This is a genomic window from Parvimonas sp. M20 (genome assembly GCF_035282425.1).
GTDB lineage: Bacteria > Bacillota > Clostridia > Tissierellales > Peptoniphilaceae > Parvimonas.
The window spans coordinates 32,333-56,798 of record NZ_JAYKBQ010000008.1; the positions used below are offsets into that span (position 1 = coordinate 32,333).

A 24,466-nucleotide genomic window follows, 5' to 3' on the forward strand; every position below is an offset into this window, starting at 1 on the left:
TGAAATATAATTAAAAATACTATTATAGTGATTGTTAAATAATTCATCCATTTTTTTCTCATAATTGCCTCCTTTAGATTAATATTAAATAGTAGTTTATTGAACTATCAAAACAATATATTTACAACTGTATTATACCACAATATAGTATTTAATTAAAGTATTCATAATGTGAAATTAAAATTATCAGGTTCAAAGGTCAATTTCTGTCTAAAAAAATGAAAAAATTCTAAAAAAGGCTTTACATTTTACGGAAAATCTGTTAAAATTTAAAGATAATAATGTAATAGTGGGATAATATGTATTTTTATCTTTTTTTTAATTTTTCAAAGGGGTGAAGTTTTATGACACATACTGAAAAGTATGGAATCACAGAAAGGGTTAGTTATTCAAAAATTCAAAATGTTTTGGATCTTCCAAACCTAATTGCCATTCAAACTGATAGTTATGATTGGTTTATTAAGCAAGGAATTAGAGATGTTTTTGACGATATTAGTCCAATTAGGGACTATTCCGAAGCGATGAAGTTGGAATTTTTAAATTATCGTTTAGAAAATGCTCCAAAGTATTCAGAACAAGAATGTAAGGATAGGGATATGAACTATTCAACACTTCTAAAAGTAGATGTTCGTTTAACAAACAATAATACAGGCGAAGTTAAAGAACAAGAAGTGTTTATGGGAGAAATTCCTTTGATGACTGACAACGGGACTTTTATTATTAATGGTGCTGAAAGAGTTATCGTAAGTCAGCTTGTTAGAAGTCCGGGTGTATATTATGGAGAAGAAATTGACAAGTCAGGTAATAAGTTATTTTCTTCAACAGTAATTCCGAACAGAGGTGCTTGGTTAGAATATGATACCGACACAAACGGAGTTGTAAGTGTTCGTATTGACCGAACAAGAAAATTGCCTATAACAACTATGATTAGGGCGTTGTTATATGAAACAAATGAAGAAATGGTTGAAAATTTCGGAGATATTAAAGAACTTCATACTACTTTGGAAAAAGATATAACAAAGAGTTATCAAGAAGCTATTCTTGAAATTTATAGAAAATTAAAACCGGGGGATCCTGCTACTGTTGAAAGTGGGGAAAGTTTATTACATAATTTACTTTTCGATCCAAGAAGATATGATCTTGCAAAAGTTGGTAGATATAAATTTAATAAGAAATTAGCTTTAAGAAATAGATTAATAGGAACAATTTTAGCTGAAGATATTTTCAAGACTGATAAATTCGGTGAAATGGAAAAAATCGCAAGTGTTGGAGATTATATTTCAGAAGAACTTGCTGAAAAAATTGAAAATGCAGGATATAAGAGAGTTCATGTAAAAGTTGAAGACAAAGAGATTATCGTTGTTGGTAACCACTTTGTTGATATTAGTGCGTTTGAATTGGGATTTGATATTTCATGCAACGGACTTTCAGAAAAAATTTACTATCCGGTTATGATGGAAATTTTAGAAGCTGCATCAGAATATGAAGGCGAAGAATATGAAACACAAGTTAAGAGAGCTGTAAGAAATAGGGTTAAAGAGCTTTCTCCTACTCATATTATTCGTGATGATATTGAAGCTACTGTAAGTTATGAATTTAACTTATTCTATGGTCTTGGAATTTGTGATGACATTGACCATTTAGGAAATAGAAGAGTTAGAGCCGTTGGAGAACTTTTACAAAATCAATTTAGAATTGGTTTATCAAGAATGGAAAGAGTTGTTAGAGAAAGAATGTCAACTCAAGATCCAGATCTTGCTACGCCACAAGGACTTATTAATATAAGACCTCTTGTTGCATCTTTAAAAGAATTCTTCGGTTCTTCACAATTATCACAATTCATGGATCAAAACAATCCACTTGCAGAACTTACTCATAAGAGAAGATTATCAGCTTTAGGACCTGGTGGTCTTAGTAGAGATAGAGCAGGATACGAAGTAAGAGACGTTCATGAAAGTCACTACGGAAGAATTTGTCCGATAGAAACTCCAGAAGGTCCAAACATTGGTCTTATTACTTCTCTTACAACTTATGCAAGAGTTGATCAATATGGATTTATTGAAACACCATATCGTGTTGTAAATAACGGAATTGCTACAAAGGATATTGTTTATTTAACAGCCGATGAAGAAGATGAAGTTATTATTGCTCAAGCCAATGAACCACTTGATGAAAATGGACGTTTTGTAAACGAAAGAGTAAGTGGTCGTGGTATTAATGGCGAAAATGATATTTATCCAAGAGATACAATTCAACTTATGGACGTTTCTCCACAACAAATTGTATCAGTTGGTACAGCGATGATTCCTTTCCTTGAAAACGACGATGCTACTCGTGCATTGATGGGTTCAAACATGCAAAGACAGGCGGTGCCTCTACTTGTTACTGAAGCTCCTATTGTAGGAACTGGTATAGAACATAAGGCAGCAAGAGATAGTGGTGTTGTTATTGTTGCGAAAAATTCAGGAATTGTTACTAGAGTTGATAGTGATGAAATTCATATCAAAAGAGATTTAGATAATGTAGTTGATAAATATAGATTACTTAAATTTAAACGTTCAAACCAAGGAACAACAATCAATCAAAGACCTATAGTTAGTGAAAATGACAGAATTAATGCCGGAGATATTATTGCCGACGGTCCTTCAACTGAAAATGGAGAAATCGCATTAGGTAAAAATATTTTAATGGCATTTATGAACTGGGAAGGCTATAACTATGAAGATGCGATGTTGTTAAATGAACAACTTGTTATAGATGACGTTTTAACTTCACTACACATTGAAGAACATGAATGTGAAGCTAGAGAAATTAAATTAGGTTCTGAAGAAATCACAAGAGATGTTATAAATATCGGTGAAGATATGAGAAAAAACTTGGACGAAAATGGTATTATAAGAATCGGTGCTGAAGTTAATTCGGGAGATATCTTAGTTGGTAAAGTATCACCTAAGGGAGAAACTGAGTTAAGTGCTGAAGAAAGACTTTTAAGAGCTATTTTCGGAGAAAAAGCTAGAGAAGTAAGAGATACTTCTTTAAGAGTTCCTCATGGAGAAACTGGTATTGTTGTAGATGTTAAATGTTACAGTAGAAAAAATGGAGATGAATTACCACCAGGAGTTAATGAAGTAGTTAGAGTTTATGTAGCCACTAAGAGAAAGATTAATGTAGGGGATAAAATGTGTGGTAGACATGGTAACAAAGGGGTTATTTCAAGAATAATGCCTCAAGAAGATATGCCATTCTTACCAGATGGAACTCCTTTACAAATCGTTCTTAATCCATTAGGGGTACCTTCTCGTATGAACATCGGACAAGTACTTGAAGTGCATTTAGGACTTGCAGCTAAAAGACTTGGTTGGAAAGTTGCAACACCTGTATTTGACGGAGCAAGTGATATTGATGTTCTTGATGCATTAAAGCTTGCTGGTTGTCCTGAATCAGGAAAAATAAAACTTAGAGACGGAAGAACTGGAGATGAATTTGACAATCCTGTAACTGTTGGTTATATGTATATGTTAAAACTTCACCATTTGGTAGATGAAAAGATTCATGCAAGATCTATCGGACCTTATTCTTTAGTTACACAACAACCACTTGGTGGTAAGGCACAATTTGGTGGACAAAGATTTGGGGAAATGGAAGTTTGGGCATTGGAAGCATATGGTGCGAGTCATACTTTACAAGAAATGTTGACTGTTAAGAGTGATGATATTGTAGGTAGAGTTAAGACTTATGAATCAATTGTTAAGGGTGTAAATATTCCTGAACCGGGTATTCCTGAATCCTTCAAAGTTCTTATGAAAGAATTACAATCATTATGCTTAGATGTTAAATTGATTGATGAAGAAGGAGAAGAAATCAAACTTAGAGAAAATTCCGATGAAATCAAGGCTCAACTTGTTTTAAATGAAGAGTATGCCAACGAAGAAGAGGAAGAAGATTTTGACTTTGATTCATTCTATGATCAGTCTGGAAATAAGGAAGAAGATTTTGACGGTTTTGACCTTAGTTTCTTAGAGGATAAAGATGAAAAAGGAAAAAGTAGTTCAGAAGAAGTAGAACAAGACGAAATATTTATAGAAGAAGATATTGATCAATAACATAGAGGAAGGGAGTGGACTCCTTGTTGGAATTAAATAATTTTGATGCAATGAAAATTGGCTTAGCTTCACCTGATAAGATAAGAAGTTGGTCAAGAGGAGAAGTTAAAAAACCAGAAACTATAAATTACAGAACTTTAAAACCGGAAAAAGATGGACTTTTCTGTGAAAAGATTTTTGGACCGGTAAAAGACTGGGAATGTAATTGTGGTAAATATAAAAGAATAAAATACAAGGGAAACGTATGTGAAAAATGTGGAGTTGAAATCACAAAGGCTAAAGTAAGACGCGAAAGAATGGGACATATTGAACTTGTTGCTCCAGTTTCTCATATATGGTATTTTAAAGGAATACCTTCAAGAATGGGTCTTATATTGGATATGAGCCCAAGAGCTCTTGAAAAAATCCTATATTTTGCAAATTATGTTGTTCTTGATGCAAAAGATACTGACCTTTATGTTAAACAATTACTAACTGAAGGCGAATACGGAGAAGCTTGTGAAAAATTCGGTGCAGAAAATTTCAGAGTTGGAATGGGTGCTGAATCTATTAAAGAGCTTTTGGAAAATATAAATTTAGATGAGCTTTCAAATGAATTGAAAAAGGGTCTTGTTGATGCAACTGGTCAAAAGAAAATTAGACTTTCAAGAAGACTTGAAGTTTGTGAAGCTTTTAGAAAATCAGGAAATAGACCTGAATGGATGATTATTGATGTTGTCCCTGTTATTCCACCTGATTTAAGACCTATGGTTCAACTTGAAGGTGGTAGATTTGCAACTTCAGACTTAAATGATTTGTATAGACGTGTTATAAATAGAAATAACAGATTGAAAAAACTTATAGAAATTCATGCTCCGGAAATCATTATGAGAAATGAAAAGAGAATGTTACAAGAAGCTGTCGATACATTAATTGATAATGGTAGACATGGAAAAGCTGTAACAGGGGCGGGAAATAGAGAGCTTAAATCTTTATCAGATATGTTAAAGGGAAAGACGGGAAGATTTAGACAAAACTTACTCGGAAAGCGTGTTGACTATTCAGGACGTTCTGTAATCGTAGTAGGTCCGGATTTGAAATTCCACCAATGTGGACTTCCTAAAAAAATGGCTCTTGAATTATTCAAACCTTTCATTATGAAACAATTAGTGGAAGACGGAATTGTTCATAATATTAAGAGTGCGAAAAAATATGTAGAAAGATTAAATTCAAATGTTTGGGATATTTTGGATAAAGTTATCAAAGATCATCCTGTACTTCTAAACAGAGCACCGACTCTTCATAGACTTGGTATTCAAGCATTTGAACCGGTTTTAGTTGAAGGAAAGGCAATAAAATTACATCCATTGGTTTGTACTGCATATAATGCCGACTTTGACGGCGACCAAATGGCTGTGCATTTACCTTTATCAACTGAAGCGCAAGCTGAAGCAAGACTTTTAATGCTTTCTACAAATAATATTTTGGCACCAAAAGATGGTAAGCCTATTACAACTCCTACTCAGGATATGGTATTGGGGTCATATTATTTAACAAGTGGAACTGTTGAAGAACAAGCTCTTCGTTCATTTATGGACTATGATGAAATGTTTAAGGCTTATTCTACAAATAATGTTAAAATTCATGATACTGTTAATGTGTTATATAGAGATGAAGAAACAGGTGAAAGTCAAATCGTAAAATCAACTGTTGGTAGATTTATATTTAATGAACATCTTCCACAAGATTTAGGATTTGTTGATAGAAATAAAGATAAATACTCATTAGAAGTTGATAGACTTGTAGATAAAAAAATGCTTGGTAAAATTGTAGATAAATGTTTTAGAAAACACGGAAATATAAAAACTGCTGAAGTTTTAGACTATATAAAATCTACAGGATATAAATATTCAACTGTTGGAGCTATTTCAATTTCAATGAATGATGTAATAGTTCCGGAAGAAAAATGGGAAATTCTTAAAGAAGCAGAACAAAAGATTGCAGTTTATGAAGAATTGTTTAGAGATGGTTTAGTTTCTGAACAAGAAAGATATGAATATGTGATCTCTGTTTGGACAAAAGCTACAGAAGATATTACAAAGATTCTTGTTGAAAAACAAGATCCCACAAATAGTATTTCAATCATGGCTGACTCAGGAGCCAGAGGTAATATTAACCAAATTAGACAGTTAGCTGGAATGCGTGGACTTATGAGTTCTGCTACTGGTAGAATCGTAGAAATTCCTATTAAAGCAAACTTTAGAGAAGGTCTTTCTGTACAAGAGTTCTTTATTTCAACTCATGGTTCAAGAAAAGGACTTTCAGATACTGCTCTTAGAACGGCTGACTCTGGATATTTAACAAGAAGACTTGTAGATGTTTCTCAAGATGTTATTGTTAGAGAAGATGATTGTTGTACAGATGAATATGTATTAGCTACAGACTTTAAAGATGGAAATGCTATAGTTGAAAAACTTGCTGATAGAATTGTAGGTAGACATTCATTCGAAGACGTATTAAATCCTACTACAGGAGAAATTTTAATTCATAAGAATGAAATGATTACTGAAAGTCTGGCAGAAAAAGTTGAAAAACTTGGAATTACAGAAATAAAAGTTCGTTCTGTTCTAGGTTGTAAATCCAAACATGGCGTTTGTGCAAAATGTTACGGACGTAACCTTGCAACAGGAAATCCAGTTAACATTGGGGAAGCTGTAGGAATTATAGCTGCTCAATCAATCGGTGAACCTGGTACTCAGCTTACAATGAGAACATTCCACTCTGGTGGGGTTGCCGGTGTTGGAATCACTCAAGGTCTTCCGCGTGTTGAAGAACTTTTCGAAGCGAGAAAACCAAAAGGACTTGCTTATATAACTGAAATTGATGGTACTGTAAAATTAGTTGATAATAAGAAGAGATATGATATAGTTGTAACTGCCGACGATGGTGATGAAAGAATTTATGCTATACCTTATGGAGCTAGAATTAAAGTTAAAGATGGAGAAGAAATCAAGGCAGGCGATATGCTTACTGAGGGTTCTATAAATCCACATGACATTTTAGCCATTAAAGGTCCAACAGGAGTTCAAGAATATATCACTAAAGAAGTTCAAAAAGTTTATCGTAATCAAGGGGTAGACATCGATGATAGACATATCGAAATCATTATAAAACAAATGCTTTCTAAAGTTAAAATCGATACTTCAGGAGATACTAATTTCTTAGAAGGAAGCTTAGTTCCTTTCAGAGAAGTAGAAGCTGTTAATGGAAAAATGCTTGAAGAAGACAAGATGCCAGCTACTTTTGATAATGTATTGTTAGGTATTACTAAGGCATCGCTTGCTACTGAAAGTTTCTTATCAGCAGCATCATTCCAAGAAACAACTAGAGTTTTAACTGATGCTTCTATTAAAGGAAAAGCAGATGGACTAATAGGATTAAAAGAAAATGTAATCTTAGGTAAACTTATCCCTGCCGGAACTGGTATGAAAGTCTATAAATCTATCGAAATTGATTATGAAACACTAGAGGAAGAAGAAAGACTTGCTAGAGAAGAAACTCTTGAACATAGTGATTCTGAAGAAATTCAAGAAGTTGACGATTCAATCGAAGAAGAATTAGAAGAAAAAACTGAAACAGAAGTTGAAACTGAAGAAGTTGAAATCGTGGAAAAAGTTGAAGAATAATATTTAGAGTCGGAAATTTTCCGACTCTTTCTATAAAGTGAGGATTAAGATGAAAAAAGCTTTAATTTTGACAGCATCTTTTGGTGGTGGACATAATAAGGCAGCTAATAATATAAGAGAAAAGCTCGAACAAAGAGATTTTGATGTAGAAGAAATAGATTTATTAAAAGGAATTTCTGAAAAGTTAGATAGTTTACTTGTTGGTGGATATTTGGGAATAGTAACAAAAACTCCCGAAATTTTCGGACTTATATACAAAGGAACGAATATAACACAGTCGCAAAATATTTTTTCAAAACCGATTTTAAATATGTTAAGCAATAAAATATTACCTATTTTAGAAGAAAGAAAACCTAATGTAGTTATAGGTACTCATGTTTTTGCAATCGGGGTAATGGAACATATAAAGCAAAAAAAATATTATGATGTTCCTTTCATTTCTGTAATTACAGATTTTATAACACATAAGATGTATTTTAGTGACTATGTGGATTATTATGTTGTAGCAAGTGAATTCACGAAAAATAGAATGATTGACGACGGAATAAAACAAGATAGGATTTGTGCTTTTGGAATTCCTATAAGTGATAGTTTTAAGGAAAGACATTTTGAAAAAAAGGATGGCTTTAATATTTTAACTATATTTGGAACTTTGGGAATGAATGATTTTTCAGAATATATAATGCCGATACTTGATATTTCAAATGATATCAAACTTACTATGGTTTGTGGTAAAAATGAGGAATTAAAAGAAAAACTTGAGAAAAAATACAGTCTGTTTGTAGATGAAAATAGACTTGAAATTTTAGGTTATACAAATGAAATAGCAAGACTGATGGAAGAAAATCAAATTTTGATTACAAAACCTGGTGGACTTACAGTTTCAGAGGCAATTATTAAAAATATTCCTCTTATAATCCCATTTTTTATTCCAGGACATGAAGAAGAAAATAAAAATTTTATTGTCGAGGAAGAAATAGGTGTTTATGCAAATAGTGTTGATGCTGTTATAAAGGAAATAAAAAAGTTTTACAAAAATCGAAGAAGAGTAGAATATATGGCTTTGAATATGAAAGATATTGCAGATGGATTTTCTGTAGACAAAATTGCAGAATTAGTTGAAAAAATTAGTTAAATTCATTGACAAAAATGTTTTCTTATAGTATAATCCATTGTGGACAAAGATTTTTAGGAGGTTTTATATGAAAATTAAAAAATATTTAATTTCTGCTATGGCTATATTCCTAATGGGATCAATGGTTGCTTGTCAATCAAAACCAGCTGAAAACAAGAAAGCAGAAGAAAAGAAGGAAGAAAAAAAAGAAGAACCTAAGAAGGAAAAGGCTTCTGAAGAAGAAAAGAATAAAACTATTAAGGCTTTAGAAGAACAAAAAGCACTTGAATTGACAATTCCTAATTTAAAGGATTCTGACAAAGAAAGCATTGAAAAAAAATATGAAAATTTAATTGCTCAAGTTAAAGAAGACAAAATTGATAAAGAAGAAGTAATTAAATTAGGAAAGGCTGCTGAAAATTATATTAAGAATGTAAAAGAATCAAAAAGTGGAGGATCCCAAAAATAATATTATATATTTTTAATGAGAGTTTGTTAACTCTCATTTTTTGTTGTTTATTACTTACTTATGAGCATTAATAAAATTTTTTACTGTGTCATTAATTTCTTTTTCATGCCCTACTAAAAGATGACCACCAGTTTCAAATATTTTCAAAGTGCTATTTTTAAATCTTTTTACTGAAGTAATAAATTTTTCATATTTTGTTATTTTGTCATCTTTTGATTGAAAAATTAATGTTGGGATTTCAATTTCTTCAATAATATAATTATCATAATTCACTGCCATATCTGGATTAGTAATTTCTCCATCTATTTTTACTCCTTTTTTTCTTTTATCAATTGGTAACATTGTTTTGACTACATTCCTTTCCATACCCATAATAGTTTTAAAGAAAGGACTAATCAAGTACATAGGAAGATTATTACATAAAAAATTAGGAGGTGCTTGATATAAATTTATTTTCTTAGGTTTTTCTGTCTCAGGCATTGCAGAACTGTATAGAATAAGTCCTTTACATCTATTTGGATAGTCCAGTGCAAAACGAATTGCTACAGTTCCTCCTGCTGAAGTCCCTACAATAAATACTTTATCGATATTTAATTTATCTAAAAGCTCAATATATGCTTTACATTGTTCTTCAGGAGTTCCTTTTCCTAATACATGACTGTTTAGGTATCCAAAACGTGATGGGGACAATATTCTAAAATCTTTAGTTAAATCTTTTAAACTTTCATAACCCTGATCAAAACCTCCAAAGATACCATGGCAGACTAGTAAAACTTCTCCATCTCCTCTGTCGAGATATTCTATATTTCCATAAGATAGAATCATTTGACTCGGTTGATAGCTTTTTAATTGTTCTTTAGCGTCTTTTAAATCAATAGTCAGCTTAATACTCATAATTATAGTATAAAATGATATAGATATAATTATAATAACAAATAATAGTTTTAAATTTTTCATCACAACTCCAAAGTATTACAAAATAGGTTTATAAAGTGTTCAAGCTCTTTTTTTCCATCTTCTAAACTTTCTTTTTTACAATCATATTTTTGAAGTAAAAAATAGATTTGGGAATAAAATATTTTAGCTATATCTTCTGCACTGGTAGATTTCAGTTTTTTAGGTGGGATTAATTGAGAAAACACTTGTGTTTGATATTTTATGGGTTCATTTAAAAAGATTTTTTCATACAAATCATTGATTTGACTTTCTCTATAACGATCTATTATTAACATTTTTCTAAAATTTGAAGCGATTTCATCTAAAATATAAAACTCAAATAATTCCTTTGAAATTTCAATAATATCTTCTCTTTTTTTATTAAGATACATATCACTGTTGTTAGAATTTCTAGGCAATAAAAGTATATCTCGTTTCTCATTCATTTTTTTATAAAATATTTCTATACAGCTCTCAAAAATTTCTTGTTTACTTTTAAAATGTTTATATAAGCTAGGAGCCTTAATACCAACCATCATTGCAATGTCCTTTACATAAACATCAGAGTATCCTTTTTGAGCAAAAAGTTTTAAGGCTTCATACATTATTTTATCTTTAGTATTCATAAATTCTCCTCTCGAGCTAATTATGATTAGCTTAATTATATTATAAGCTAATTTCGATTAGCTGTCAAGTTTTAAGAGTTTTTATTTTACAAATATATTATATTCAAAATAATTCTAAATTTTCCTATAAAAAAACGAGATAAATACTTATCTCATTTTATCAAATATTTCAATTATATAATTATTTACAAGTTCTTTTGCGACAGAAGCACTTATACTTTCACTATAAACTTTTAATAGCATACTTTCAAATACACAAATTACTAAATTATCAATAATTTCAGCTCTCTCTTCTGAAACTATATTTTCTTCAATACAATCTTGCATCAAATAAAAGCTTCTTGTTTTTATAGATTTAGACAAAAGCATTTCTCTAACTGCTTTTGGATATTGTTTAATATCTAAAGGAAAGTAACTGTAATAACTTTCAACATACTGTTCTAAATTTTGTTTTAAGTTTGAAAAGAAAATAGTATAATAAATTTCAGGTCTTCTAAAAGCACAATCTGTGTAACATTGCCAAACAAGCAAATATATATCCCTAGAATCATTTGCTGATTTTACATAACTTGGCAGTTCATCTATATATTCTTGTAAATAATGCATTGATGCAAAAAATAATAAATGTTCTAAGTTGTCAAAATAATTATAAATGGTTGCACTGTTATATCCGGCTATATCGGCAACTTTTCGTATTGTAACAGCATCATAGCCATCTTTTTCTATTATATCTATCGTGGCATCAACAAAATATTTTACCATTCGAGATTTTTGTATCATTTTTTTATCTAAAGCATTCATATCAACTCTCCTATATACCGTACTATTCTAACATAAAATTGAGATAATATCAAATATAACAATTTTAGTATTTAAAAAATATATTAATATTAACCAACTTTGTATTTTTTTGTTAAAATATATTTTTTGAATTGTTATATATCGTTTAAAGTAATTCAATTAGAAAAAAATTGATAATCTAATATCAACTTAAAATAAAATAATAGAAAAATAAAATTACTTTTTTATAAAAATCTATTGCAAACGATTAAAATTTATGATATATTTATTATAGGTTAAAAAATAATCATGATTATAAAATAACTTAATTTAAAAAGATTTGCTATGATTAAAATTAAGAGTTTGAAATTTTTGTGGGTTTTTTATATTTTAAAGGATAGAAAAAAGAATTTAAAAAAGAAAAAAGGAGGAAAAAATGAACAAAAAAAGTAATACCGTGTTTTATGCTTCAATAGTATTGACATTAGCAATCGTTTTTTGGGGATTTTTAAGTCCGTCATCTTTTGAAACGGCTGGTAATGCATCTTTTAAATTTTTATCTACATATTTTAACTGGTTTTACACTTTTACTATGACTTCGTTCATTGTGTTTGCAATTTGGATTGGATTCTTTAGTAAGTATAAAAACATAAAGTTAGGTGGAGATGATTCAAAACCGGAATTTTCAAATGCATCTTGGTTTGCAATGTTATTTTCTGCTGGTATGGGAATTGGATTAGTATTCTTTGGAATATCTGAACCCTTAAGTCATTATCTAAATCCAATAAATGGGAAAGGAATGACAGAAGAAGCAGCTAAGTTTGCAATTACAAAATCATTTTTACACTGGGGACTTCATCCTTGGGCGAATTATTGTATATTAGGGTTAGGACTTGCTTATATGCAATTTAGAAAAGGAAAACCAGGTTTAATAAGTAGTATATTTATTCCTATATTAGGGGAAAAAGGGGTTAGAGGCCCATTAGGGAAAATAATTGATATTTTGGCTGTATTTGCTACTGCTGCAGGAATGGCAACTTCTTTAGGACTTGGAACCCAACAAATCAACAGTGGATTGAATTATATGTTCAAAGTTCCTGAAACTCCTATTGTTCAGATAATTTTAGTTATTTCAATTACTTTAATTTATACTTGGACAGCTATTTCAGGTGTTGAAAAAGGAATTAAAACTGTTTCGGATTTGAATTTAATTTTGGTTGTAGTTTTGTTAGTTGGATCATTTCTTCTTGGACCAACTGTTAAAATATTAAGAACTTTCGTTGAAGGAACAGGACTTTATATTCAAAATTTTATTCAAAATTCATTGGAAGTCGGTGCTTTTGGAGAAAATTCATGGTTTGGTGACTGGACCGTGTTCTATTGGGCTTGGTGGATAGCTTGGGCACCATTTACAGGAATTTTCATTGCAAGAATTTCTAAAGGAAGAACCATAAAAGAGTTTATTGCAGGAGTTATGTTGGTTCCTACAATAGTTTCATTTATTTGGTTTTCAATTTTTGCAGGAATTGACTTTTCTACTGCTGGAAAAGTTTTACTTGAAGCAAGTAAAAGCTCAGCAACTGCATTCTTTATAGTAATGAGTGAAATTCCTTTTGGGGCTATTCTATCATTTGTTGCTATAATCCTTTTGTTCACATTCTTTATAACGTCTGCAAATTCTGCAACTTTTGTTTTAGGGATGTTATCGCAAGAAGGAGATTTGAATCCTACAAATACAAAGAAAACAATTTGGGGAGTTGTTCAGTCAGCTCTTGCATTATCACTTATGATAGGTTCAACAAGTGGATTAAAAATGTTACAAACTATTTCAATTATAGCTGCATTTCCGTTTGCATTTATAATGTTATTAAGTATGTATTCCCTTGTGAAAGCATTGAAAACAGATGAGTTTATAATAGATAATAAAATTTAGTAATTAAAAATAAGGAGGTTTTCTATGAAATTAGAAATAGGTAATTTTCATGTTAAAGATGTTGTTTTTGGAGATAAAACTTTCTTTGAAAACGGAATTTTAACAATTAACAAAAAAGAGGCTTGTAAATTTATTTTACAAGACGAACATATCACAGAAGTTGATATAGAAATTGCAAAACCGGGAGAAGATGTTAGAATTGTTCCTATAAAGGAAGCAGTTGAACCTCGAGTTAGAGTTGATGGAAGAACCTTATTTCCGGGTGTAACAGGAGATATAGTTCCTTGTGGAGAAGGTAAACTTCATGCTCTTAAAGGTGTAAGTGTTCTTGGTGTAGGTATGCACTGGGGAAGTTTTGGAGACGGATTGATTGATATGTGCGGAGAAGGGCAAAAATACACTATATTTGGGCAGTTAATTAACATTTGCATTGTTGCAGATACTGATGAAGAATTTGAAAGACATGAACAACAAAAGAAAAATCATGCAATTAGATGGGCAACTCACAAATTTGCAGAATATTTAGGAAAAACAGTAAAAGAATTAAATCCAGAAGAGACAGAAGTTTTTGAATTTGATCCAGTCTTGAATAGAAGTGAAAAAATAAATAGTTTACCTAAAGTTGTTTTGGTAATGCAACCTCAATCACAAATGGAAGAAATGGGATATAATGATTTAATTTATGGATGGGATATGAATCATTTTGTACCTACATTTATGAATCCATGTGAAGTGCTTGATGGAGCTATAATTTCAGGAAGTTTTATGCCTTGTTCATCAAAATGGTCAACTTATGATTTTCAAAATTTCCCAACAATCAGAGAACTATATAAAGAACACGGAAAAACAATTAACTTTGTAGGAGTTATAATGTCTAACTTAAATGTTGCTTTAGATCAAAAAGAAAGATCAGCAATTATAATGTCTAATATAGCAAAATATTTGGGAGCTGAAGCTGCAATAGTTACGGAAGAGGGATATGGTAATCCTGATACTGATTATATTAGATGTATAGTAGCTTTAGAAGATATTGGAGTTAAAACTGTAGGTATCAGTAATGAATGTACAGGTCGTGATGGAGCATCTCAACCACTTGTAGTTTTAGACGAAAAAGCTAATGCATTAGTTTCTTCAGGAAATGTTTCTGAATTAATTAAGTTGCCACCAAGAAAGAAAGTTATTGGAGAACTTGAAGCTCTTGCGAGAGATGGATTATCAGGTGGTTGGCCTTTTGATGAAATTCTAGGTTCATCAGTAAAAGAAGATGGTTCTATAATTATGGAAAATAATGCAATGTTCTGTGGAGACGCTATTGCAGGATGGTCTATAAAAACTATGAAAGAATTTTAAGGGGTGTTAATATGAAAAAAGTTGTTCATTATATAAATCAATTCTTTGCTGGTATTGGTGGAGAAGATAAGGCTGATTACAAGCCTGAATTAAAAGAGGGAAAAATCGGTCCCGGTATTGCGCTACAATCAAAATTGGATGCTGAAATAACTCATACAGTTGTTTGTGGAGATAACTACATGGGTTCTAATACTCAAGATGCTATCAATGAAATTTTAGGAATGTTGGAAAAAATTGAGTTTGATGTATTTATAGCAGGACCTGCATTTCAAGCTGGACGTTATGGTGTTGCTTGTGGAAACATCTGTGAAGCAGTAAAAGAAAAATTTAACGTTCCTGTTGTAACTTCAATGCATGTTGAAAATCCAGGTGTAGAAATGTTTAAACTTAAGATGCCCATTTTTGAAGGAGGAAATTCAGCCGCTTTTGTTAAAAAGGATACAGAAAAAATGGCTCTTTATGTAAATAAAATATTGTTAGGAAAAGAAACAAAAGGTGCAAAAGTTGAAGGATATTTCGAAAGGGGAATTAGACATCAAGTTTGGTTGGAAGAACCTGTTTCAGCAGCAAGACGTGGAGTTGATATGCTTCTTAAGAAGATTGCAGGAGAAGAATATATTACAGAACTTCCAATCCCTAAAAAAGATTTAGTACCAATAGCAAGTCCTATAAAAGATTTGAAAAAAGCTAAAATTGCCGTATTAAACACAGGAGGTATTGTTCCTGTTGACAATCCTGATAGGATTCAATCTGCATCAGCAACAAGATGGGGACGTTATAACTGTTCATCAATGGAAAGATTAAAAGGTGGAGAATTTAAAACAATTCATGCCGGATTTGACCCTGCGGCAGCAGATGCTAATCCTAATGTAATTGTTCCTTGGGATGTGCTGGTTGAGCTTAAAAAGGAAGGTGTATTCGGCGAGTTACATGAATATTTTTATTCAACAGTAGGAACTGGAACTACACAAGCAGAAGCAAAGAGAATGGGACATGAAATGCTAGCTAAACTTCAAGAGGCAGGAGTTGATGCATGTATTATGGTTTCTACTTGAGGTACCTGTACACGTTGCGGAGCAACGATAGTAAAAGAAATTGAAAAGGCAGGAATTCCAATCGTACAAATGTGTAATTTGGTTCCAGTTGCTATTACAGTAGGAACAAATAGAATTGTTCCTACAATATCAATTCCTTATCCACTAGGAGATCCTAGTACAAGTAAAGAAGAACAATATAAGTTACGTTACTCAAGAACAAAATTAGCTTTAGAAGCATTAACAACTGATATTAAAGAACAAACTGTATTTAAAATTTAAGTAGTATGATAAAGAATAGATTTAAGATTTAATATTTTTAGAAGAAATCTTTATAAAATAAATATTTTTTATTAAGAAAGGGTATATTGAAAATACATTTACTTCTTAAGTAATAATTATTTTGAATAGATTTAAAATAACAAATATAAACACACTAATCACAATCATATTATTAGGATGTAAATACCACACTTAAAATTTATAGAAAATAAGCTATGTAAAATTTTTGCATAGCTATTTTTTTATTCAAGAGCTATATTATAGACAAAGATAAGAAACTATTAAATCGTTGAAAAAACTCATTTACTATGATACAATGATTATGTAAAATATTGAAAAATTATTTTGTATAATTGAAATTTATGGAGTATTAGTTATTATGAAAAAATTAAAGAAAAATATTTATTTATATTCTATATTAATTGTTATTTTTAGTATTTTTACAGTTTATTCAAATGCTAATATGCCAATGATAATTAAGGAAATTACTGATAGTATTACAGAAAAACAATTTGATAAAATTTTTGGATATTTTGTAAAATATGCACTACTAATAGTTTTAGTATTGTGTTCTGAATTTGTTGGTAAATTGTTGAATGCTAAGTATAGAAGATTATTATACATGAAGCTTAGAAATCTTTTTGTCAGAGGAATTTTGTTTAAAGGTAAAAAGGGAGAAAATCCTCAAGAGCTTTATTCTATTTATAATAATGAGATAGAATCTGTTGTAGAAGAATACTATTTAACAATACCACATATTATATTTCAAGCAGTATCTATTATTTGGTATATGTATTTGCTGTTTTCATTAAATATTATTGCATCATTTATTATTCTAGGAACAAATATTATATCAATTCTAATTCCTTATTTTTTTGAAATAGATATGCAAAGAATAAGGGAAAAGAGCATTTTAGGACTAAGACGATTAAATACAGCTTTTTACGATATTGTTGAGGGAATAGGCACTATAAAAAGATATTCCGTAGAAAAAAATATAAATGATAAAATGGAGTCTATCTCATCTGATGAACAAAAATATGCTTATAGATATAGCATAAAAAATGCAGTTCTAGAAATTAGCATGGGAGCAATTTCGTTTATATCCCAGTTTCTAATTTATTATGTTGTAATCAGCTCTATTGTCAGCGGAAAAGAAACAATAGGTGCTTTTATTGCCATATTGCAATTATCAGAGTTGTTAATCTATCCGATTAATACCATTTCCAGCTATTTGATAACTGTATTTTCTATAAAGAAAGTTAAAAATGATTTATTTAATACCTTATCCGATTGTGAGTTTGAAGAAAATAAGCAAGAGAGAGTTGAGAAAATTGAATTTGAAAATGTAAGTTTCTCTTATAATGAGAATAAATATATTATTGATAATTTTTCAAATGTTTTTGAAAGTGGGAAAAAGTATCTCATAAGAGGTCAAAATGGATCCGGTAAGAGTACAATTTTGAAATTATTGTTTGGGGAGTTTGAAAATTATAGTGGAAATATAAAGATAAATGGTAAAAATATAAAGGATTATCCTAATATTTCAAAAAATCTTGTCTATGTTGAACAAAATTCTTTCCTATTCAATGAAAATATAGTTTCAAATATAACTTTATTTAAAAAATTTGCGGATAATTTGATTTATGATATTTTAAATAAAGTGAATTTGGATAAAAAACTTATAGAAAATAGAAACGAAAATTTGAATGAATTGAATCTTTCAATTTCCGGTGGTGAAAAACAAAAAATTATAATTGCTAGAGCTTTACTTAGAAATAGTAATTTTTTGGTATTTGATGAGGCCATGAGCAATATTGATAAAAATTCAATTTCAATAATTGAAAAAATGATTTTAAGTGATAAAAACTTAGGGTTTATTAATATTTCTCACAATTATTCAGAAGAAAATTTAATAATGTATGACTATATTTTAGAATTTACAGGAGAAAAAATTAATATAATAAAAAACTGATAAATGTATCTAAGTTAAATATATATTTCCTAAGGAGGAGTTGTTTTCTAATGAAAAATTCAAAATTCTATTTGCCGATTAAGTTAAAAAAATCCAGTGTTATTTTTCTATGTATTTTTTCGCTGGGAGTTTATTTTATTTCACTTATTTTTCCTTATATTTTTAAGAGTATTCTTGATAATGTAGGGAATATGGACAGTGGAAAGTTATATTTATACATATTTGGGATAATTGTATTTGCAGTTTTTGTTCATGGAATTAGCTATTTATGTGATTATCTAAATCAGATATTTTGTAATAAAACTGCTTTAAAATATCAAAAACAAATTGTAAAAAAGATTTCTAAGATAAATACACCGGACTATGAGGGGATGAGCAAGGCTAAGGTATTGAATCTTTTGAATTATGATATAGCTGTAATTTATACATATATTAATTTAAAAATAGATTTAGTAGTGGATTCTATAAAGATTTTATTAGTAGCTCTTATACTGATAAAAATTAATTACATACTTGCAATAATAACTTTTGTATTAATACCGATTTATTATCTTGGAAATTATTTTAATAAAAATTGAATGGAAAAACTTGCAAGTGAAGAGATGAAATTAAATGACAAAATTTTTGAGCAAGAAGAAGATGTTGTTTATAAAAAAACAAGTATTGAGTTGTTTAAGGCTTGGGGCTTGTTTTTTAAGAAATTTAATTATATAGCAGAAAAACGTTGGAATATTACAGGTACAAAACATAAATTTTTAATTTTAAATATGGAATTTCCAAAATTTATTTCAACTCTTAGCCCTTTTATAGTGTTAATCTTGGGGGCAAGTTTTGTTCATAGAGGAATTTTTACTATTGGAACATTGATTATGTTTTTACAATATGCTCAAATGATTTATACTCCGATAACGTCCATTGCAAATTTAAAGGCAAATGCAAATTCTTCAGTAGCAAGTTTTGAAAGAATTAGAAACTTTTTAAACTATGAAAATGAAGAAAATAATTATTCAAAACTTTTTGTAAAACAAGAAAATTCTATAGAAATTAAAAATGTCGAAATTACAAATGCAAAAGATGAGTTATTATTTAAAATAGATGATTTTACAATTTCTAAAAATGGGCTTTATATTCTAAAAGGTGATAATGGAACAGGAAAAACTACGCTTTTAAATTTACTTGCAGGAGTTTATTCCATAAAACAAATTAAGGAAAAAGGTGGATATTTTAGAATATCCGAGGATAAAAAAGAGGATATTTCCTACTTATATAATCCTGCAATGTTGTTTAACGGAACTGTTAGAGAAAATATAGTTTTAACTGAGATAGAAAGGGAAGAACAAATTTCAAAGATGCGAAATCTTTTGAAAAGATTTAATGCAAAAGATGAAAATTATGAAGTTAAAACAAATCCTGCAAATCTTTCACTTGGAGAACAGCAAAAACTATTTTTGATAAGAACATTTATGCAAGAAAAGAGTATTATTTTACTTGATGAACCTTCAGCAAATTTAGATGTTGAATCAAAAGCTATTTTAAGAGATTTTCTAGAAGAAGAAAAGAGAAAAAGCATAATGATTTTAATAGCTCACGATTTGCTTTATGAAGAAATTGCTGATGAAATTTATACTATAAATAACAAAAATTTAGAACTTTCTAAATAAAGATAAAAGAATTTCATTCCCGATACTTATGTGTCGGGTTGTTTTATAGCAGATTTTTTAGTGAAAAAAATTTACAATATGTGTATATATGTGATATAATATAGGTAACTTTGCGCCCAATGGCAAAGCTACTTATATTTCATCATAACAAGCATAAAAAATAATCAAAAAGGATTTGTGATTTAATTATTAGCTTTACACTTGTTGATAAAGCTACATATTTTAGATAAAAATAAATTGTTAAGATAAATTAAAGTTGATTGTAGTTACAAAAGGAGAGATATACTTTGTTTGATAAATTAGAATTATTAGTGGAAAAATTTGAGGAACTTGAAAAGAAAATCATAGATCCTGAAATTATGAAAGATATGAATGTTTGGCAAAAACTTGCTAAAGAACATGGCGATATGAAGCCGATTGTTGAAAAATATAGAGAATATTCCAAGCATAAGAAAGAACTTGAAGAAAATAAAGAGATGTTAAAAGAAAGTCTGGATGATGAAATGAAAGAACTTGTCAAGGAAGAAATTTCTGAGCTGGAAGATAGTATTGAAAAGGAAGAACAAGATCTTAAAATTTTATTATTACCAAAAGACCCTAATGACGAAAAGAATGTATTTATGGAAGTAAGAGCCGGTACTGGTGGAGATGAAGCGGGACTTTTTGCAGAAGATTTGCTTAGAATGTATAGAATGTTTGCTGACAAACAAAGATGGAAAACTGAAATAATGAGTATTTCAGAACAAGGTGTCGGAGGAATAAAAGAAGTTGTTTTCTTGGTTAAAGGTCAGGGTGCATATTCAAAACTAAAATATGAAAGTGGTGTTCATAGAGTTCAACGTGTTCCTGCTACGGAATCAAGTGGAAGAATACATACTTCTGCAGCAACTGTTGCAGTTTTACCGGAAGTTGAAGATGTCGATGTTGTTATAAATCAAAATGATCTTAGAATTGATGTTTATAGAGCGAGTGGTAATGGTGGACAATGTGTAAATACAACTGACTCTGCTGTTAGAATTACACATATTCCTACAGGAGTTGTTGTAACTTGTCAAGATGAAAAGTCGCAACTTAAGAACAAGGATAAGGCAATGAAGATTTTGAAATCAAGACTTTATGAAAAGTATCAAGAAGAACAAAATAAGGACATTGCAGATGCAAGAAAATCACAAATAGGGTCAGGAGATAGATCTGAAAGAATAAGAACATATAATTTCCCTCAAGGAAGAGTTACAGATCATAGAATAAATATGACTATTTATCAATTGGATGGTTTCTTAAACGGAGATATTTCAGATATGATAGATGCTCTAATTACAAGTGATCAAGCTAAAAAGATGCTAGCAATTGCGGAGTAGATTATGAATCAAAATTTACAAAATAAATTAACTAAAATTGGTATTTATCTTGTATTGTATATATTTGGAGTTTTCGTATTTTTCAATTTCGTTTTTGCGAAAAAAGAAAATAAAGCTGTAGTTAATACAGTGAAAGAGGTTGAAACTAAGCCAAAACCTTTAAATGCTAATGGAATAGATGTAACTAAACTTTCAACAAAAGTTAATACAGGTAAAAAGGCAAGTATTTTAACTGAAAAAACTGTTCTTGAAGGTCTTAAAAATAGTGAGGATTCAGATATTCAAGAAATATTAAAAAGCAAAGATAAATTAAGTTATGGTTATTTAGCTATGCTTTATAAAAATCCTTCTGCAAAACTTTTTGTTAAGGACAAGCTTGAAAATAGAACAGTTGATAATTTTACTGGCGAAAGTGTTGATTTTAAAAGAGATATTCCATATTATTTACAATGGGATAGACGTTGGGGACAAAAGAAATATACTGATGATAATATAGCAATAAATGGTTGTGGACCAACTTCAATGGCAATGGTTGTTTCTGGACTTTTGAAAGATAATTCCATAACTCCTGTTGAATTGGCAAAATATGAAGAATACGCTGAAGGATCAGGAACGGGTTGGAATTATTTTAAAGAAGTTCCCAAAAAATATGGATTAAAAGTTAAAGATTTGAAGACAGATGAAGAAGTTTTTAAAAATGAATTAAAAAGTGGAAGACCTATAATTGCGAATGTAGGGCCTGGAGATTTTTCTTCAATAGGACATTATATTGTTTTGGTTGGAGTTGATGAAGATGGTATGTTCATAATAAATGACCCAAATAGTCCTACAAATACAAGCGAAAAGTGGAGTTTTGAAAGATTAAAATCTCAGATAAAGAATGCTTGGTCTTTTACTAAAGGAGAGTAGGGTTGAATTTTTTAGAAAGAATTTTAGATTTTTTTATTTATTTCTTTAGGTCAAAGCCTGAGGGATATGACATAGAAAAATATGGTTTAACGCATATTTTACTTGTTTTAATTGCATTTACAGGAGCAATTTTAATTTATAAATATAGAGAAAAAATTAAAAATGGCAATAAAAATATTTTGAAAATCTTTGTTATAATATTATTATTTCAACAAATAATATTATATGCTTGGTATATATTAAGTGGGGCTTTCTCAATAGAGACAAGTTTACCTCTGTATGATTGTAGAGTGGCGATTTTATGTTTGATTTGTGGGGTATTTTTGAATAGTAATAAAATGAAAAGAATAGGTATCTACTTAGGCTTTGTAGGCTCGATTGTAGCTCTTATAACACCAGAGTTAGATAAATTTATATTTCCACATTATACTTGGATAAGTTTTTTTGTTGGACATACTTTGTTACTTTGGATAAGTTGTTATATATTCTTTGTAGAGGAAATAGAAATTTCATTTAAAAAATATATGGAAGTTTTTGTTTTTACAAATATTTTGCATATAGCGATTATTATTTTTAATAATCTGACAGACTGTAATTATGCTTTCTTATCAGAACCACCAATTTTTAAAGATGTAGCAGTTAGATTGCATCCATTAACATATATAGCGATAATGATGTTGATATTAAATTTTGCGTTATACCTTGTACATTCATATTTTATGAAATCAAGAGATGGAAAATTTAAAATAATAAATAGAAAGATTGAGAATTAGAAAAAATTGACGATGAATTAATAGTGAAATAGTAAATAGAAGAGTCTATTATAAATTACAATAAAAAGTACTGCATCCATTACTTGTTTTCGCGTTTTGGGAGTAGTACTTTTTTATTGTGAAATTCTAGTAATTTAAATTAGATTTTGTATTACTATTTTTTTTTGATACATAAGGTTCAGCTATGGAAACTATAGCTAATGTTGAGAATATAACAGAAGTCATATAAATGATGATAAAAGTTAAAAAAATACTAATAATATTATGATATATAGTCATTGTATTTACACAATATAAAAATAATATAGATTTAGTGATGCTATTTACTGAATTTAGCAAAAAATATTTTTATCGAATTATGAAAAAATCTCATTTTATGGTATACTATAAGATAAGATTTATATTATAAAGAAGGGGTTTTATTATGAAAAATTTATATTTGTTATATGGAGGGAAGAGTACTGAACATGAAATTTCAGTTTTAACTGCTAAGTCTGTTGTAAATAATTTAGATAGAAAAAAATATAAGATATTTCCTATTTATATAGATAAATGTGGAAGATGGAATTACCTAGGAGAAAATACTAAAAATATTGAAAATGAAAAAGAGCTAGTTGTAAAAGGAAGTGGAAATGTTGCAGATTCTATTTCGCAATTTTTTGCAACTAATTTTGTAAATGAAAATGCTATTTTCTTTCCTGCAATGCATGGAACATTTTCTGAAGATGGAACTATTCAAGGTTTTTTTGATATAATGGATCTTACATATGTGGGAAATAATGTTTTATCTTCTGCCGTTTGTATGGATAAGGGAATGGCAAATGATGTTTTTGCAGGTAATGGAATTTTACAACCTGAATATTATTTAGTTACAAAGTATGAGTTTGACAAAAATAAAGATTTACAAATTAAAAATATTCTTGAAAGAATCGGAGAAGTTTCTTTTGTAAAGCCTTGTAATGCGGGCTCAAGTGTCGGAGTTACAAAGGTAACTAAAAAAGAAGAAATTGAACAAGCTCTAATTGAAGCTTTTAAGTATGATAATAGAGTTTTAGTTGAAGAGGCAGTTGTTGGAGATGAACTTCAAGTTTTAGTTATGGGGAATAATATTTTAAAAGCTAGTTTACCTGGTGGCGTAAAAGTTACTAGAGAGTTTTTTGACTATGAAGCAAAATATTTTGACGAAACTACAGATCATATTATCCCTTGGGATTTAACTGATGAAGAAATTAAAGAAATTCAATCTGTAGCAAAGAGAGCTTATGCAGTTACAAATTGTAAGGGCTTTGCAAGAGTTGATATTTTTGTAAGAGATAGTGATAGAAAAATGCTAGTTAATGAAATTAATACAATCCCTGGAATGACTGCCGTTTCTATGGCACCAGCAATGTATATGAAAACTTTCGGAAAGACTTATAGTGATTTTTTAGATGAGTTGATTGAACTTGCCATTGAAAATAAAAGAGAAAAAGATTCTTTGACAACAAATAGGGGGTAA

Annotated in this window: 17 protein-coding genes; 14 read left to right on the forward strand and 3 right to left on the reverse strand. The window is 29.5% G+C overall.

From position 1 onward, the window contains the following. Positions 1-344: 344 nt before the first annotated feature. The 4 genes from rpoB (at position 345) to VJI93_RS04895 (ending at position 9,351) form a co-directional block, all read left to right on the forward strand. The gene (gene rpoB, locus VJI93_RS04880) at positions 345-4,103 is read left to right on the forward strand and encodes a DNA-directed RNA polymerase subunit beta (protein WP_323999340.1); all 3,759 of its coding nucleotides are present in this window, start codon (positions 345-347) and stop codon (positions 4,101-4,103) included. 23 nt (positions 4,104-4,126) lie between these two features. After that, on the forward strand, positions 4,127-7,768 hold the full coding sequence (gene rpoC / locus VJI93_RS04885) for a DNA-directed RNA polymerase subunit beta' (RefSeq protein WP_323999341.1): 3,642 nt from the start codon (positions 4,127-4,129) through the stop codon (positions 7,766-7,768). Positions 7,769-7,817: 49 nt separating this feature from the next. Beyond that, complete coding sequence (locus tag VJI93_RS04890) at positions 7,818-8,903, forward strand: MGDG synthase family glycosyltransferase (protein ID WP_323999342.1); 1,086 nt, start codon at positions 7,818-7,820, stop codon at positions 8,901-8,903. 67 nt (positions 8,904-8,970) lie between these two features. Next, positions 8,971-9,351 (forward strand): hypothetical protein, encoded by a 381-nt coding sequence (locus VJI93_RS04895; protein ID WP_323999343.1) that lies wholly within the window; start codon positions 8,971-8,973, stop codon positions 9,349-9,351. 54 nt (positions 9,352-9,405) lie between these two features. Here VJI93_RS04895 and VJI93_RS04900 read toward each other — a convergent pair whose 3' ends face one another. The 3 genes from VJI93_RS04900 to VJI93_RS04910 all read right to left on the reverse strand — a co-directional run bounded on the left by VJI93_RS04900 (position 9,406) and on the right by VJI93_RS04910 (position 11,714). Beyond that, positions 9,406-10,308, reverse strand: coding sequence for an alpha/beta fold hydrolase (locus VJI93_RS04900; RefSeq protein WP_323999344.1), 903 nt, complete (start codon positions 10,306-10,308; stop codon positions 9,406-9,408). Further along, complete coding sequence (locus VJI93_RS04905; protein WP_323999345.1) at positions 10,308-10,913, reverse strand: TetR/AcrR family transcriptional regulator; 606 nt, start codon at positions 10,911-10,913, stop codon at positions 10,308-10,310. The genes VJI93_RS04900 and VJI93_RS04905 overlap by 1 nt, the downstream gene beginning before the upstream one ends. A 147-nt stretch (positions 10,914-11,060) precedes the next feature. Continuing rightward, the gene (locus tag VJI93_RS04910; RefSeq protein ID WP_323999346.1) at positions 11,061-11,714 is read right to left on the reverse strand and encodes a TetR/AcrR family transcriptional regulator; all 654 of its coding nucleotides are present in this window, start codon (positions 11,712-11,714) and stop codon (positions 11,061-11,063) included. Positions 11,715-12,129: 415 nt separating this feature from the next. Between VJI93_RS04910 and VJI93_RS04915 the strand changes: the two genes are divergently transcribed. The 10 genes from VJI93_RS04915 to VJI93_RS04960 all read left to right on the forward strand — a co-directional run bounded on the left by VJI93_RS04915 (position 12,130) and on the right by VJI93_RS04960 (position 24,466). Then, complete coding sequence (locus VJI93_RS04915) at positions 12,130-13,626, forward strand: BCCT family transporter (RefSeq protein ID WP_323999347.1); 1,497 nt, start codon at positions 12,130-12,132, stop codon at positions 13,624-13,626. Positions 13,627-13,650: 24 nt separating this feature from the next. Beyond that, entirely contained in the window at positions 13,651-14,976 is a 1,326-nt protein-coding gene (locus VJI93_RS04920) for a glycine/sarcosine/betaine reductase component B subunit (RefSeq protein WP_323999348.1), read from the forward strand. Between the two features lie 11 nt (positions 14,977-14,987). Then, the gene (grdH, locus tag VJI93_RS04925) at positions 14,988-16,292 is read left to right on the forward strand and encodes a betaine reductase selenoprotein B (RefSeq protein ID WP_323999349.1); all 1,305 of its coding nucleotides are present in this window, start codon (positions 14,988-14,990) and stop codon (positions 16,290-16,292) included. Positions 16,293-16,671: 379 nt separating this feature from the next. Then, positions 16,672-18,267 carry an ABC transporter ATP-binding protein gene (locus VJI93_RS04930; RefSeq protein WP_323999350.1) on the forward strand — a complete coding sequence of 532 codons (1,596 nt, stop codon included), beginning with the start codon at positions 16,672-16,674 and terminating at the stop codon, positions 18,265-18,267. A 50-nt stretch (positions 18,268-18,317) separates the two neighbouring features. Beyond that, complete coding sequence (locus VJI93_RS04935) at positions 18,318-18,845, forward strand: ABC transporter transmembrane domain-containing protein (protein WP_323999351.1); 528 nt, start codon at positions 18,318-18,320, stop codon at positions 18,843-18,845. Further along, positions 18,846-19,928 (forward strand): ABC transporter ATP-binding protein, encoded by a 1,083-nt coding sequence (locus VJI93_RS04940; protein ID WP_324009213.1) that lies wholly within the window; start codon positions 18,846-18,848, stop codon positions 19,926-19,928. Between the two features lie 287 nt (positions 19,929-20,215). Then, positions 20,216-21,286: a peptide chain release factor 1 gene (gene prfA, locus VJI93_RS04945; protein ID WP_323999354.1), complete on the forward strand. Its 1,071-nt coding sequence runs from the start codon at positions 20,216-20,218 to the stop codon at positions 21,284-21,286. 3 nt (positions 21,287-21,289) lie between these two features. Next, positions 21,290-22,195, forward strand: coding sequence for a C39 family peptidase (locus VJI93_RS04950; protein WP_323999355.1), 906 nt, complete (start codon positions 21,290-21,292; stop codon positions 22,193-22,195). 2 nt (positions 22,196-22,197) lie between these two features. Then, a complete protein-coding gene (locus VJI93_RS04955) occupies positions 22,198-22,968 on the forward strand; it encodes a YwaF family protein (protein WP_323999356.1) in 771 nt (256 codons plus the stop codon). Positions 22,969-23,392: 424 nt separating this feature from the next. Further along, positions 23,393-24,466, forward strand: a complete 1,074-nt coding sequence (locus VJI93_RS04960) for a D-alanine--D-alanine ligase family protein (protein ID WP_323999358.1) — start codon at positions 23,393-23,395, stop codon at positions 24,464-24,466.

Excerpts from the sequence above, each read along its gene's own strand:
- rpoB (WP_323999340.1), top strand. The coding sequence starts at position 345 with ATGACACATACTGAAAAGTATGGAATCACAGAAAGGGTTAGTTATTCA.
- VJI93_RS04890 (WP_323999342.1), top strand. The coding sequence starts at position 7,818 with ATGAAAAAAGCTTTAATTTTGACAGCATCTTTTGGTGGTGGACATAAT.
- VJI93_RS04895 (WP_323999343.1), top strand. The coding sequence starts at position 8,971 with ATGAAAATTAAAAAATATTTAATTTCTGCTATGGCTATATTCCTAATG.
- VJI93_RS04900 (WP_323999344.1), bottom strand. The coding sequence starts at position 10,308 with ATGAAAAATTTAAAACTATTATTTGTTATTATAATTATATCTATATCA.
- VJI93_RS04905 (WP_323999345.1), bottom strand. The coding sequence starts at position 10,913 with ATGAATACTAAAGATAAAATAATGTATGAAGCCTTAAAACTTTTTGCT.
- VJI93_RS04910 (WP_323999346.1), bottom strand. The coding sequence starts at position 11,714 with ATGAATGCTTTAGATAAAAAAATGATACAAAAATCTCGAATGGTAAAA.
- VJI93_RS04915 (WP_323999347.1), top strand. The coding sequence starts at position 12,130 with ATGAACAAAAAAAGTAATACCGTGTTTTATGCTTCAATAGTATTGACA.
- VJI93_RS04920 (WP_323999348.1), top strand. The coding sequence starts at position 13,651 with ATGAAATTAGAAATAGGTAATTTTCATGTTAAAGATGTTGTTTTTGGA.
- VJI93_RS04930 (WP_323999350.1), top strand. The coding sequence starts at position 16,672 with ATGAAAAAATTAAAGAAAAATATTTATTTATATTCTATATTAATTGTT.
- VJI93_RS04935 (WP_323999351.1), top strand. The coding sequence starts at position 18,318 with ATGAAAAATTCAAAATTCTATTTGCCGATTAAGTTAAAAAAATCCAGT.
- VJI93_RS04940 (WP_324009213.1), top strand. The coding sequence starts at position 18,846 with ATGGAAAAACTTGCAAGTGAAGAGATGAAATTAAATGACAAAATTTTT.
- VJI93_RS04950 (WP_323999355.1), top strand. The coding sequence starts at position 21,290 with ATGAATCAAAATTTACAAAATAAATTAACTAAAATTGGTATTTATCTT.
- VJI93_RS04960 (WP_323999358.1), top strand. The coding sequence starts at position 23,393 with ATGAAAAATTTATATTTGTTATATGGAGGGAAGAGTACTGAACATGAA.